This window comes from Chitinophaga fulva (genome assembly GCF_012927205.1).
Classification (GTDB): Bacteria; Bacteroidota; Bacteroidia; order Chitinophagales; family Chitinophagaceae; genus Chitinophaga; species Chitinophaga fulva.
In genome coordinates this window covers 773,943-787,614 of sequence record NZ_JABBGC010000002.1, presented here as the reverse complement: position 1 = coordinate 787,614, position 13,672 = coordinate 773,943, and the positions used below count along the sequence as shown (strand labels likewise).

The following is a 13,672-nucleotide window of genomic DNA, read 5'->3' as shown; positions in this document are numbered from 1 at the left end:
TGTCATGGTTTGGTGCATTAGAAGGTCACGTTTAAGCCGCCGTTAAATGTTTTCAGCATCGGGTAACGGTACAGTGTCGTTTGGTCCAGGATGGATTCCGGATCGAAATCTTTGTAACGGGAGAAAGTCAACAGGTTTTCACCGTTCACGAATACATTCACCTTGTTGATCTTTACTTTGGACAACCATCTTTCCGGCAGGGAATAACCCAGTTGGATATTCTTCATACGGATGTAGGAGTTGTTACGCAGCCAGAAATCGGAGCCACGGAAGTTGTCGCTGCCGCCGGTGGTAACAATAGGCAGGCGGGCATTGGTGTTTTCTGGTGTCCAGGCGTCTGTCAGCCATTCTTTGGTGGCATTGGCGCCATTGTTGAAAGGAATGGCGAGGTTGCCGGTCGGATAAGCTTTTACGCCACCGATGCCTTGGAAGGAGGCATTCAGGGTAATACCCTTGTAACCGAGATTGAAACCGAAACCAAACGTCCATTTAGGCACAGAGGAAGAGCTGTTCAGTACTACACGGTCATCTCCGTTGATAATGCCATCTCCATTGACATCCTTGTACTTGATATAACCGGCCCTGGTTTTGGTGTTCTGGAACGGACTTTTGGCCACTTCTTCATCACTCTGGAAAATCCCGTCGGACAACAATACGTAGTAGGCATCGATAGGAGAGCCTTTCTGGGTGATGGTGTTACCGCTGTAGATTTTTTCTCCTTTCAGGTCTACGACCATGTTCTTGTTGTATGCTATGTTGCCAAATACGCCATAGTCCAGGTTACCGATGTTGTTGCGGTATTGCAGGACTACTTCTATACCGGTGTTGTCCACGGTGCCCACGTTTTGTTTGGGACCGTTCAGATTGCCTACCTGTGAAGGAATGGCAACGGTGCGCAGGATACCGGTAGTGCGTTTTTTGTACGCGTCTACGGTCAGGGCTATACGGCTTTTCCATACATTAATGTCGGCGCCCACATTGTAGGTGGTGGTAGTTTCCCAGCTGATAGATGGGTCTGCATAGTCTTTGGTGGCGCCACCAGAGCTGAGTACACCCCCAAAGCTGTAGTCTTCTTTTAAGACAACAGACGGAGTATAGCTATAGAGGGCTACTGCCTGATTACCCATCTGGCCGGCGGATGCGCGCAGCTTCAGGAGATCGATGAATTTGGACTGGAAGAAAGATTCCCGGTCAATACGCCAGCCGGCAGATACAGACGGGAAGAAACCCCAGCGGTGGCCATTGCCGAAACGGGAGGAACCATCATAGCGGAAAGTGGCTTCCAGCAGGTATTTACCGTCATAATCATAGTTAGCGCGACCGAAATAAGATTCCAGTACATCACGAGTGGTATTACCGGTAGTGGCATTCCATACGGTACCGGCAGACAATGCGTCGAGGGTGGCATCCAGGTAACCATACATGCTGGCATCAAACTGATCACTGTCAAAGGCATCGTAGCTGGCGCCTACCATGGCGCTCACATTATGTTTGCCGGCAAAAGTCCTTTTCCAGTCCAGCGTATTGTAGAAGTGGATGTTCATATCATTGTAATCCGTCTTGTACGAACGCGGAGCGGTAGTTTGGTTGTTCCAGTTGGTAACCTTGTTGGTTTTTGGATCGTAGGTAGACATACGTGGCGTGAACTGTGTCAGCTGGCCATCGTATTTGTCTACACCAAATTTGATGTTATAGGTGATATCAAAAGGTAATTTATACTCTGCAAAAACGGTAGCGAGGAAACGTTGTACAATTTTGGTCTGCAAACCATTGTAGGACAACATACGGGGATGCTCCCAGTTGTTACGCCCTGCTGTTCTCAGCCAGGAGTTGCCATAGCGGCCATCTGCCAGGGTATCAGTCAGAATAGGGAGGGCCCTGGCCAGGTATTCCCATGAGGAGTTGTAGAACGGTTGGGTATAGTTACGGTAATAACCGTCTAAAGTGATACCAGCTTTTAACCGGTTGGTTACCTGCATGGAGGTGTTGAGGCCTACGGAATATTTTTTCTCATGGTTGCCAGGTCCAAACAGGATACCGTTGCGGTCCAGGTAACCAAGAGACAGGCGGTATTGATACTTGTCACCGCTGCCGGCTACGCTCAGGTCGTGTTTTTGAATAACGCCGTTCTTCAGCGCGATCTTGTACCAGTTGTTGGCGGGGTAGAGGATTGGGTCAGTCGCCATGCCTTTTTCATATTCTGCTATCTCTGCATCGGAGTAGTCGAGCTGGGTAACACCGGTGTTCAGGTTGGCCTGGTTTTTCAACTTCATGTATGAAATCGGATTATCGATGATGTCCGGCAGGTAGGTAGCTTTCTGCGAACCACGATAATAGCTGTAGTTGATTTTGGCAGCACCCTTTCCTTTTTTGGTAGTGACAAGGATAACGCCATTGGCTGCACGGGAACCATAGATGGCGGCAGCAGCATCTTTCAGTACGGTAATGGTCTCGATGTCATTCGGATTCAGTTCATCCAGAGAATATTCAATACCATCTACCATTACCAGTGGAGAAGCGCTGCTGAGCGTACCAACGCCGCGTATACGGATAGTGCTGCGATCTACACCGGGCTGGCTGTTGCTCAGGTTGGCAAATACACCCGGAACACCCTGCAATGCGTTGCTGTGATCGGGCGGCCTTCCTGTTCAGCCATAGATACCGTAGTGATAGCGCCGGTCAGCGTAGCTTTTTTCTGTGTGCCATAACCCACTACCACTACGTCGTTGAGCTTCTGTACATCTTCTTCCAGCGTGATGTGCAGTGGATTGGCATTGGTTACCTTGATCTCTTTGGAGAGGTAACCGATAAAAGAGATCTTTAACGTAGAACCTGTAGGCGCGCTCAGCTTGAACTGGCCATCGGCACCGGTACTGGCGCCTTTGGTGGTGCCGGCCACCTGGATACTAACGCCGGGAAGCGGTGTGCCGCCGGTGCCGGTGATTTTACCGGTGATGTTAACGTCCTGTGCATACAGGGAAGTGACAGAGATAAGGATGATTCCGAGGCATAGCAATAGCATACCAGCCGGACGTAATGCCCGGAATCGTGTTCGCAATTTCATAGCTGTTTTGTGTTTTTTTTGGTTGATATTATTTGATCGCTTGTTCCAGCCTGTTGGGATAATCTGTAATGATACCGTCTACGCCCATGGCTTTTAATTGTTTCATTTCTGTAGGCTCCTGCACTGTCCAGGGAACAATCAGCATATGTTGGTCATGACATTTTTTTATCAATTCCGGTGTTACCAGTGGATAAGCAGGGTTGTAGAAGGTTGGTGTAAAGCCCAGCTGTTGCATGTTCTGTTCAAACGTTACGTGTTTGTCGCCGGTGAGGAAACCCAGTCTGATATGCGGATGCGTTTTATGCAGCACCTGCAGCGGGCGCATATCGAAAGACTGGATCAGCAGGCGGTTGCCCAGTGGTTTCAGTTGTTTTACGGCCATCATGATCTTCATGTATTCTTCCGGAGAAGGCTGTTCGGTGCCATCTGTTTTTTCGGAAGACTTTACTTCCAGCAGGTAATAAACCGGAGGCAGGTGATTTTTCTTCGTATAGTTCTCTACGGAGTCGATCATCTCTCCCAGCAGTGGCGCGTAGGAGCGGAGGCGTTCCTGCTCCGGGAAAGCCGGGTACGGTTTTTCCCCGATGATAAAACGACGGATATCGGCATAGTTCATCTGGTAGAAAATGTACTTGTTGCGTTCTGCGGGGGTGATGTCTTTGCCATCCGGCATAGTGGTGTAAGATGGCGTGAAGGAGGCATCGTGATATACCACTACCTGGCCGTCTTTGGTGATGTGTACATCAAATTCAATAGTGTTGGCGCCAGTCTCAATACCTTTATACATGGCCGGGATGGTGTTTTCCGGCATCAGTCCCCGGGTACCGCGGTGGCCGACTTTAAAGAAAGAAGGCAGGTCTTTGTGCTGTACAGTGGTAGTAGACTTTGATGTTTTACAAGCGGTAAAAACAGTGGCGGCAGCTGCCATGGCACAGGCCATCAGCCGGGCATTCATTTGTTTTTTCATTGTTGATGAATTGTTACAGGTTGTAATCATTTTTTTCAAACGTGTGTTCGCATATCCATTATGGTTACTAAAGACGATTTTTATTTCAACAGCAGGTATAGGGCTGCGGCGAGTACGCCGCCAGCCAGCGGACCGGCAACTGGTATCCAGGCATAGCTCCAGTCGCTATGTCCTTTGCCGTTCATCGGCAGGATGGCGTGCATGATACGCGGGCCCAGGTCTCTGGCCGGATTGATGGCATAACCGGTGGTGCCGCCAAGGGAAAGACCGATGGCCCACACGAGAAACGCTACCGGCACGGCGCCGAGGGAACCCAGTCCTACAGGCGTTTTATCGGTACTTACTTCTGCACCGGTAAAATAGAAGATGGTAAACAACAGTACGAATGTGCCGGTCACTTCGCAGATAAAGTTGCGCAGCGGTTTACGTATAGCCGGCTCCGTGCAGAAGCAGGCACGTTGCAGGCCGTTATCGGGCGTGGCATCCAGGTGGTCCTTGTAATTGTACCATACGAGGGAGGTGCCCAGCATGGCGCCTGCCAGTTGCGCAATGGCAAACATGGGCACTTCCGCCCAGTTGAATTTGCCGGCGGCGGCCAGTGCTACGGTCACGGCCGGATTGAGGTGCGCGCCGCTGTATGGGCCGGCTACTACTACGCCTACATATACGGCCAGTGCCCAGCCGGTGGTAATAACAATCCATCCGCCACTGTTGCCCTTGGTTTTGTTGAGCACCACATTGGCGACTACGCCATTGCCCAGCAGGAGCAGTAATGCGGTGCCTATAAATTCTGCTAAAATCGGAGACATAGAGATTGGTGATTTGTTGGTTTTATATTTGGTTGATAATTACTGTTGTGCCCAGTGCCTGGCGGCATCTACGGCCTTGTGCCAGCCACTGATCCAGGTTTCCCGTTGTTGTTGTTCCGGATCTGGCGTAAAGGTTTTCTCCATCTGCCACTGACTGCGGATATCTTCCAGGTTCTGCCAGTAACCGGTGGCCAGTCCTGCGAGGTAGGCGGCCCCCAGGGCGGTGGTTTCGGTGATGCCTGGACGGACTACTTTTGCCTGCAGGATATCGGCCTGGAACTGCATAAGCAGGTTGTTGCCCGTGGCGCCGCCGTCTACGCGCAATTCCTGTATGCTGATGCCAGCATCGGCTTCCATGGCTTTGAGTACGTCCATGGTCTGATAGGCGATGCTTTCGAGTGCTGCCCGGGCGATGTGGGAGGCATTGGTGCCGCGGGTCATGCCTACGAGCGTGCCACGGGCATGCTGGTCCCAGTAAGGCGCGCCCAGTCCGGCGAAGGCAGGCACCAGGTACACGCCGTCATTCTGCACGGCTTTGGCTGCCAGCGCTTCTACTTCGGAAGAGGAACGGATGATGCCCAGGCCGTCACGCAGCCATTGCACAATAGCGCCGGCAATGAAGATGCTGCCTTCAAGGGCGTAATGTGTTTCACCATTCACTTTCCAGGCTACGGTGGTCAGGAGGTTGTTTTTGCTGAGGATAGGCTTCGGACCGATGTTCATCAGCATGAAACAACCGGTGCCATAAGTATTTTTAACCATGCCCGGTTCGGTACACATCTGGCCGAATAAGGCGGCATGCTGGTCGCCGGCAATACCGGAAATAGGTATCTGTTCAGCGAAAACGCCGGGAGCGGTGTGGCCGCATACTTCGCTGGACTCCTTTACATCCGGCAGCATGGAAGCCGGGATGTCCAGCAGTGCCAGCAGTTCTTCATCCCATGTTTGCGTGTGGATGTTGAACAGCATGGTACGGGAGGCATTGGTGATATCGGTGGCATGTACGGCGCCGTGGGTGAGGTTCCATACCAGCCAGGCATCTACGGTGCCAAAGGCCAGTTTGCCCTGAGCGGCTCTTTCGCGTGCACCACTCACATTGTCAAGTATCCATTTCACTTTGGTGCCGGAGAAGTAGGCATCTATAACGAGACCTGTTTTGGTCCTGATCAGTTCTTCTTTGCCGCTGGCTTTGAGGTTGTCGCAGAACGCAGCAGTGCGGCGGTCCTGCCATACGATGGCATTATGCACGGGCCTGCCGGTCTCACGGTCCCATACAATGGTGGTCTCCCGTTGGTTGGTAATGCCGATAGCGGCAATATTACCGCCTTCGAGGCCTACTTTGGCCATGGCTTCTGTGGCTACGCCTATCTGGCTGCTCCATATTTCAGCAGGGTCGTGTTCTACCCATCCTGGTGCGGGAAACAGCTGCGTGAATTCTTTCTGCGCTACAGAAACAATGGCTCCTGTCTTGTCAAAGATGATGGCTCGTGAGCTGGTAGTACCCTGATCCAGCGCCATTACGTATTTGGTCATGTTTTTCTTTTTCTGCGTGGATAATTTAGTTCGCTATTGTTGATGGTGGAATGCAGTTGTTGGCATTAAGCACCGACCGGCAGTTGTTCACGTGTACGGACATTTTTCAGCAGGTAGTTTTGTGCCACTGCAATAAAGGCGTTTACCTGTTGTTGTTGCCATGCTTCGTCCTTGCCCAGTTCTGCGGCCATCAGGGCGGCTACTTCCGGGGCCATGTCAATGGCTGCCTGTGCATCGAGGAACAGCGCCCTTGTCCTTCTGGCCAGGGTGTCTTCTACGGTGCGTGCCATTTCCTGTCTCACAGCCCATATCACCTGTGCTTTGATATAAGGCAGCCGTGGGTGCAGCGTTTTGGCGAATTCCGGTCGCATGGCGGCCAGCGCCTGTACCTGTGCGGCATCGCTGCCGTATACGTCCAGCGGTACCTGGGCCATAGGCTGTTTCTGATACCCATGGATACGTAAACCTTTGGTGTTGCATTTGGCCGGTGTAATGGTACCCCGACGGATAGCCTCGTCCACCGTGTCTTCAGCCATTTTGCGGAAGGTGGTCCATTTACCGCCGGTGATGGTAATGAGGCCGGAGGGCGCTACGATGATCTTGTGGCTGCGGGAAATCTCCTTGGTGCTGTTGGTGTCTTTCTGTGGCGCTGCCAGCGGGCGCAGTCCTGCAAATACGCTGAGCACGTCGGAGCGTGTAGGCGTGCGCGTGAGGTATTGTGCGGCGGTGGCGAGAATGAAATCTATTTCCTGCTCCAGCGCAACCGGCTCCATGCTGTGTGATTCCAGCGGGGTATCGGTGGTGCCCAGCAATACTTTGTTGTGCCAGGGCACGGCAAAGAGTACACGGCCATCGGAGGTTTTAGGAATCATGATGGCGCTGCTGCTTTGCAGGAAAGAAGAGTCGAGCACCAGGTGCACGCCCTGACTGGGACGTACCATCGGACGGGCGCCGGGATTGTCCAGTTGCAGGATCTCGTCTACAAATACGCCGGTAGCATTGATGACGGTGCGGGCGGCCAGCCGGAAGGATTCGCCGCTTTCCAGGTCGGTGGCGGTAACGCCGCTTACTTTACCATTCTCTTTCAGCAGACCGTCTACTTTGCAGTAGTTGAGCAGTACGGCACCATTCTCAACGGCTGTTTGCGCAATGTTGACCGCCAGGCGGGCGTCGTCGAACTGTCCGTCGTGATACACGATGCCGCCTTTCAGTCCATCGGCTTGTATAGTAGGCAGCCGGTGGGTGACTTCATTTTTACCAATGTGTTTGGACTTGCCCAGGCTTAACCGGCCGGCGAGCAGGTCATATACTTTAAGACCGATGGTGTAAAAAGGACCCTGCCACCAGGAGTAATGTGGAATGATAAACTGCTGGTTATGTGCCAGGTGAGGGGCGTTGTTGAGTAATAACCCCCTTTCATATAATGCTTCTCTCACCAGTGCCACATCGCCTTGTGCCAGGTATCTTACGCCGCCATGTACCAGCTTGGTGGCACGACTGGAAGTTCCTTTGGCGAAGTCCGCCTGTTCCAGCAGGAGGGTTTTATATCCTCTGGAAGCGGCGTCCATAGCTATTCCCAGGCCTGTGGCTCCTCCTCCTATAATGATCATGTCCCAGGTACGGGTGGGCATGGATCGGAGGCTTTTGATTGATTCCGGTCTGTTCATATGATTATAATGTTCCTTTTAATTACTTTCAAATTGTTATATTTGAGTGTAAAATAAAAGAAAATAAAACAATTCGAAACCAAAATAGAAAAATAAACGAGAAAGTGAAATATTTTTTGGATGAAAGGGAAAATGGTTGTGAGCAATGGCGGGCTTTTCAATTTCTTCCAAATGAAACTTTTACTGGATGAAAGTGTAATAATAGAAAATAGATCGAAATAGATCTGCCGTTTTAAGCCTTATACTGCATAAGTATCTCTGCGGAAAAGCCCGCCGGAAAAAACTTGCCAATAGGTTTTAATACGTTATTTTTATGTGATATGTCTATGATCAATATAGCTGAACGTCATAAGTTTATACTGGATAAACTGGCAGAAAAAGGATATGTGAATGTGGTCGACCTCTGTAAAGAGCTCGATGTATCGGGAGTGACTATACGTAAAGACCTGAAACTGCTGGAAGATAAAGCATTGTTGTTCCGCTCGCATGGTGGCGCTTCCGTCAACAATCCTTACACCAACGATAAACCGGTGAATGAAAAGGAGAAACTGCGCAGCGAAGAAAAAAACAACATAGGCCTGGCAGCGGCGGCATTGATAGCGCCAAACGATGCCATCATCATCGCATCCGGTACCTCCGTACTGGCACTGGCTAAAAATATCCATCCCAAAGGACATCTGACGGTGATCACCGGCGCACTTAACGTTGCCCTGGAACTGATCCGCATCCCTGATGTAGAGGTGATACAACTCGGCGGCCAGCTGCGTACCAGCTCTTCATCGGTGACCGGTCCCTATGCGGAAAAAATATTGGAAGACTTCTCCTGTAGTAAACTGTTTCTGGGGGTAGATGGCATCGACCTCGAATTTGGTCTCACTACTTCCAACATCATGGAAGCACATCTCAATCAGAAGATGATCGCCACTGTACAGAAAATTATCGTACTGGCGGACTCCACTAAATTCGGCAAAAGAGGCTTCGGCCGTATCTGCGGCCTGGAAGACGTGGATGAAGTGATCACCGACACCGCCATTTCTCCACACCTGGTGAAAGCCATGGAAGACATGGGCATTAAAGTAACGATAGTATAAACACTTTCGTGTTTTTAAATATCTTTACGGCTCATCTATCTTTATTTTATCAGCACATGATTCTCGACACCCTCACCAACGCCCATCGCTATCACTGCCTGGGCCCCAGATTTGTCAAGGCTTTCGAATACCTCGCACAGACGGATTTCCTGACACTGGAAAAAGGAAAATATGAAATAGACGGTACCAACCTATTCGCCATCGTGAATGAATATGATACCGTAGATCCTTCAGGTGAACAAATGGAAGCGCATAAAAAATACATCGATATACAATATATCGTGAAGGGCGCAGAACTGATCGGGCATGATTTCCTGCAACAACAAACACCTTCCAAAGCATACAGCGAAGCGGAAGATTATATGCTGTTCGCTGAAAAGCCGGCATTCTTCACCCGCCTCGATCAACAACATTTTGCCATCTTCTTTCCCACAGACCTGCATATGCCCAATCTCCGGATCGACCAGCCTGCAGCTGTGAAGAAAGTGGTGATCAAACTGGCCGTTTATTGAATAATTTGATTATTTGGATATTTTGATATTTGGGAACCTCCGAAATATTAAAATATCCAAATGACTAAATATCCAAATGAAAAAGGCGTTCGAGTAAAAGTGCCAACAATGCCGCCATCACTGTTCCCACCGCATAACACACGCAATCACTCCACAAAAAGCCATGCCCCAGCAAAATGCCCAGCGGCGTATTACGCAGCTTCACTGCCCACTCGGCCTGATACAGCTGCTGCACTTCAATGGCAATACACACCAGGAAACTGATCAGGGAAACTTTTGCCATTGACTTCAACGGATACAAAAAACGGATGCCGAAAAAAATACAGGTGGCGGAAAAAACATCACCGCCATAAATGCGGACAAGGGTAGGGAAGTACTGTGGGGCCCATCTGGTGGCTAATCCAAGGGGGATATTCAACATGATCAGTACAAAATACAGCCAGCGCTTCTTTGCTTTCATGCGCTAAAAATACGACGGCAAATATTGCTATAAAAGTTTTATCATTACAAAATAAACGATTACCATTAATCCCAAACATATGGCCAGCTTGAAAAAAATAGCATTGTTCACCGCATTGCCACTGGCGGCAATGATCGGTGGTGCACTGTACCTCACCGGGATGCCGGTAAAGAAGTCCGTCCAACAATCACCGGCAGCACAGGCCGGAGACGTGATCTTTCAGGAGTCCATGTCCGATCTCAGTACGGCCATTAAACTGGCCACCCATTCAAAGTACAGCCACTGCGGTATCATTCTTCCGAAAGACGGGGAATTATATGTGTACGAAGCACTGCAACCGGTGCGCTACACGCCGCTGCAACAATGGATTAACCGTGGGCGCAAAGGACATTATGTTATTAAGCGGCTGAAAAACGCAGACAGCGTTGTCACGCAAACCACCGTGCAAAAGATGGTGGACGCCGGTAAAAAGTATAACGGGAAGAATTACGATTTTTATTTCGGCTGGTCAGATGAACGTATCTATTGTTCTGAACTGGTCTGGAAGATTTATAAGGAGTCTACCGGGCTGGAACTGGGTAAACTGGAGCAGTTGAAAGACTTTGACCTGAACAGCCCCGCGGTAAAAGAACAGATGAAACAGATCTACGGTAATAATATCCCAATGACTGAACAGATCATCTCTCCGGTAAGTATGTTTAATTCTCCGTTGCTCAAAACGGTGGAGGAAAAATAAAAAGGTGCAGGGGCTTATTGGCCCTGCACCTGGTTTAATGCTTTCTCCTTTTCGGCCTGCTCTTTTTTCTCACGCTTGGCCTGTTTTCTGAAATATCCTCTCAAGAGGAAGTTGTGTTTCAACGCTTCCATATTTTGGTCCAGTTTGGATGAACTGGATTCCAGGTTAGTAATGATTTTCTTCAGGGCAGCGGCTGACTCCTGATCGTGTAACAATACACCGGCGGGCGACTGGTCACTGGTAAGATTTTGACTTACGGACTCGCTGGCTTTCTTCAGATCGGCTACCATGCCATTCGCTTTCTGGGCGGCAGCTTCCATCTCGGTTACGGTAGAACGCAGGCGGCTGAATACTACTGTGTCGGTAATAAGGTTATTGGTCAGGGAGCCTTTGGACTGTAACTTGCCGGCGTAATCAGCCAGTCTGTCTGTCAGGCGCTGGGTGTTGGCGGCAGTGATTTTCAGGTTGTTCAGCGTAGCCTGTACATTGGTGTACACAGAATCGTCTTTCAGCAGTTTACCGATAGTGCCTTGTCCTTCTGCAATATGTTTGGTGATCGTTTTCAGGTTGCCGGTGATCTCTACCAGGTTTTCATTGTTGACCTGCAGGGTAGCCATGATATTGTCCGGGCTTAAAGCTGCTTCGGCCACGATCACGTCGTTATTGTCTATCGCCGGCACGGTTTCGGTACCACCGGACAATACAACAATTTTGTTGCCTACCAGGCCGTCAGAGCCAACTTTGGCTTTCACATCTTTATGGATAAACTGACGGGAACTTCTTTCTATATTCATCACCACTTCGATCACATCGTGTTGTACAAACGTGATCTTTTTAACGGTACCAACCTTCACGCCGGAATACCAGACGTTGTTGCCGGGGGCCAGGCCGTTGATATCATGAAACATGGCTTTAACACGGATAGAGGATACAAAAGCCTTGCGCTGTCCGCCGAGGAACAGTATCCCTACAGTAAAAATGACCAGTCCAACAAAAATGAAGATACCTACTGTTACTGTTCGTTTGTTGCTTTCTTTAATCATAGCTTACTGTATGAAGTTGTATTGATAAAAACTTTGGATAAGATCATTTTCTTTCCGGAATACGTCATCGAAGGAACCCTGGGCCACAAACTGCCCTTCCTGCATTACCGCAATGCTGTCGCCGGTTTCCTTGGCGCAGGTCAGGTCATGGGTAATGATAATGGAACTGGTATTGAACCGGCGTTGTACTTCGTTGATGAGGTTATTGATTTCTATGCAGGTGATAGGGTCCAGGCCGGCAGTCGGCTCATCATACAGCATGATCTGTGGTTTCAGGATGAGTGTCCGCGCAATGCCGATACGTTTGCGCTGTCCACCGGAGAGTTCAGCAGGCAGCTGGTTGATGGCCTGCGACAGCCCAACGGCGTCCAGTACAATGTCTACCATCCGGCGTACCTGGTCGTTGCTGATTTGTTTATTATTACGGCGCAAGGGAAAGGCCAGGTTTTCACCAACGGTCATACTATCATAAAGGGCGGCGCTCTGGAAGGAGAAACCTACCTGCATGCGCAGCTCGCGCAGGTCTGCTTCTGTCAGGGCGCTGACGTCTTTTCCCAGTACGTTGACGGTTCCGGCATCCGGGTACAGCAAGCCTACAATGATTTTGATCAAAACGGACTTACCGGTGCCGGAACGTCCCAGCACCACTACGTTTTCGCCTTTGTGAACGTCTAAATTGATACCCCGCAACACATGATTGGAACCGAAGGACTTGTAAAGGTCCCTGATCGAAATCACGACGTCGTTCATGTCTATTTCCGGGTTACGTTGTTTCATCCTACCTGATTGAATTTACTACCTGAACAATGATTACTTCTTCTATAAATATCAGGAACATGGAAATCACCACCGAGATATTAGCGGCTTTACCTACGCCCTGTGTACCCTGAGAGGCATTGTATCCCTGGTAACAGCTAACGATGCCAATCGTAAAACCATATGCCATGGCTTTAAAGGTGGAGGCGAACAGGTCGAGGAAGGTGATGTCACTGAAAGCCTTCAGAAAAAAGAAGGTGATGCTGGTCTGTTCGTTTACATGCACATCAAGATAAGAACCTAAAAGACCTACCAAAGCGGTGTAGGCCATGAGGATCGGCAAACATACGGTGGTAGCCAGTACGCGTGTCACCACCAGGTATTTGAACGGATTGATGGCGGATACCTCCATGGCATCAATCTGTTCCGTTACACGCATGGACCCTAATTCAGCACCAATACTGGAACCAACCTTGCCGGCGCATATCAGTGCGGTCACCAGCGGTGCCAGCGCCCTTATCACGGCTATCGCTATCAGTGAAGGAAGCCAGGAGGTGGCGCCAAATTCTGACAAGGATGGCCTTGATTGTTTGGTGAACACCAATCCGGTGATAAATCCTGTTAAGCTAATGAGCGCCAGTGATTTATAACCAACCATATAACATTGCCGTATAAATTCCCGGGTTTCAAAGGGGAACCTGAATAGTTCCCGAAAGAACCGGGCTACGAAAAGAAAGGTGGTATGTACGTTGATGAAAAAGCGATCAACTCCGGGTGATATGACTGGTTTTTCTGGTTGTCCGTTGCTGGAATCCATTTGCCGATTTTTAACTACATGAAACTAAATCTGAGCCCAATAATATTACAAAAAACGGTCTTTTTTGTTATTCCGGCCACAACTTAATACACATATTTTCAGGCCCATAGCGTCATAAATGGGTGGAAACGGGCAGTGGAGCAGGGAGAGGGGGTAACGGGCAACATTATACGTTTGTGGATTTTTTTCCGCTATTTGCCGGAAAGAAGCAGCAGAC

Annotated in this window: 13 protein-coding genes; 3 read left to right on the top strand and 10 right to left on the bottom strand. The window is 49.7% G+C overall.

Features of this window, described 5'->3' with window-relative positions; all coding sequences use genetic code 11:
* Positions 1-17: 17 nt before the first annotated feature.
* The 6 genes from HHL17_RS19730 to HHL17_RS19705 form a co-directional block, all read right to left on the bottom strand.
* Positions 18-2,618 (bottom strand): SusC/RagA family TonB-linked outer membrane protein, encoded by a 2,601-nt coding sequence (locus HHL17_RS19730; RefSeq protein WP_169226518.1) that lies wholly within the window; start codon positions 2,616-2,618, stop codon positions 18-20.
* Complete coding sequence (locus HHL17_RS19725) at positions 2,585-3,064, bottom strand: carboxypeptidase-like regulatory domain-containing protein (protein WP_169226517.1); 480 nt, start codon at positions 3,062-3,064, stop codon at positions 2,585-2,587. The genes HHL17_RS19730 and HHL17_RS19725 overlap by 34 nt, the downstream gene beginning before the upstream one ends.
* 28 nt (positions 3,065-3,092) lie before the next feature.
* Positions 3,093-4,031, bottom strand: a complete 939-nt coding sequence (locus HHL17_RS19720) for a glycerophosphodiester phosphodiesterase family protein (RefSeq protein ID WP_206156099.1) — start codon at positions 4,029-4,031, stop codon at positions 3,093-3,095.
* Positions 4,032-4,111: 80 nt separating this feature from the next.
* Complete coding sequence (locus HHL17_RS19715) at positions 4,112-4,840, bottom strand: MIP/aquaporin family protein (protein ID WP_169226516.1); 729 nt, start codon at positions 4,838-4,840, stop codon at positions 4,112-4,114.
* A 39-nt stretch (positions 4,841-4,879) separates the two neighbouring features.
* Complete coding sequence (gene glpK / locus HHL17_RS19710) at positions 4,880-6,373, bottom strand: glycerol kinase GlpK (protein ID WP_169226515.1); 1,494 nt, start codon at positions 6,371-6,373, stop codon at positions 4,880-4,882.
* A 65-nt stretch (positions 6,374-6,438) separates the two neighbouring features.
* On the bottom strand, positions 6,439-8,004 hold the full coding sequence (locus HHL17_RS19705; RefSeq protein WP_240975919.1) for a glycerol-3-phosphate dehydrogenase/oxidase: 1,566 nt from the start codon (positions 8,002-8,004) through the stop codon (positions 6,439-6,441).
* A 356-nt stretch (positions 8,005-8,360) separates the two neighbouring features.
* Here HHL17_RS19705 and HHL17_RS19700 point away from each other — a divergent pair, with 356 nt between their 5' ends.
* Positions 8,361-9,131, top strand: coding sequence for a DeoR/GlpR family DNA-binding transcription regulator (locus tag HHL17_RS19700; RefSeq protein ID WP_317166584.1), 771 nt, complete (start codon positions 8,361-8,363; stop codon positions 9,129-9,131).
* A gap of 56 nt (positions 9,132-9,187) precedes the next feature.
* Entirely contained in the window at positions 9,188-9,643 is a 456-nt protein-coding gene (locus HHL17_RS19695) for a YhcH/YjgK/YiaL family protein (RefSeq protein ID WP_169226512.1), read from the top strand.
* A gap of 64 nt (positions 9,644-9,707) precedes the next feature.
* Here the strand turns inward: HHL17_RS19695 and HHL17_RS19690 are convergent, their stop codons facing one another.
* On the bottom strand, positions 9,708-10,103 hold the full coding sequence (locus HHL17_RS19690; RefSeq protein ID WP_169226511.1) for a ribosomal maturation YjgA family protein: 396 nt from the start codon (positions 10,101-10,103) through the stop codon (positions 9,708-9,710).
* A 79-nt stretch (positions 10,104-10,182) separates the two neighbouring features.
* Here HHL17_RS19690 and HHL17_RS19685 point away from each other — a divergent pair, with 79 nt between their 5' ends.
* On the top strand, positions 10,183-10,839 hold the full coding sequence (locus HHL17_RS19685; RefSeq protein ID WP_169226510.1) for a YiiX family permuted papain-like enzyme: 657 nt from the start codon (positions 10,183-10,185) through the stop codon (positions 10,837-10,839).
* 14 nt (positions 10,840-10,853) lie between these two features.
* Here HHL17_RS19685 and HHL17_RS19680 read toward each other — a convergent pair whose 3' ends face one another.
* Genes HHL17_RS19680 through HHL17_RS19670 form a run of 3 tightly spaced genes read right to left on the bottom strand, consistent with a single transcriptional unit; the run spans position 10,854 to position 13,455 of the window.
* Positions 10,854-11,882, bottom strand: coding sequence for an MlaD family protein (locus HHL17_RS19680; protein ID WP_169226509.1), 1,029 nt, complete (start codon positions 11,880-11,882; stop codon positions 10,854-10,856).
* Positions 11,883-11,885: 3 nt separating this feature from the next.
* Positions 11,886-12,659 (bottom strand): ABC transporter ATP-binding protein, encoded by a 774-nt coding sequence (locus tag HHL17_RS19675; RefSeq protein WP_240975918.1) that lies wholly within the window; start codon positions 12,657-12,659, stop codon positions 11,886-11,888.
* A gap of 1 nt (position 12,660) precedes the next feature.
* Complete coding sequence (locus HHL17_RS19670) at positions 12,661-13,455, bottom strand: MlaE family ABC transporter permease (RefSeq protein WP_169226508.1); 795 nt, start codon at positions 13,453-13,455, stop codon at positions 12,661-12,663.
* Positions 13,456-13,672: the final 217 nt, after the last annotated feature.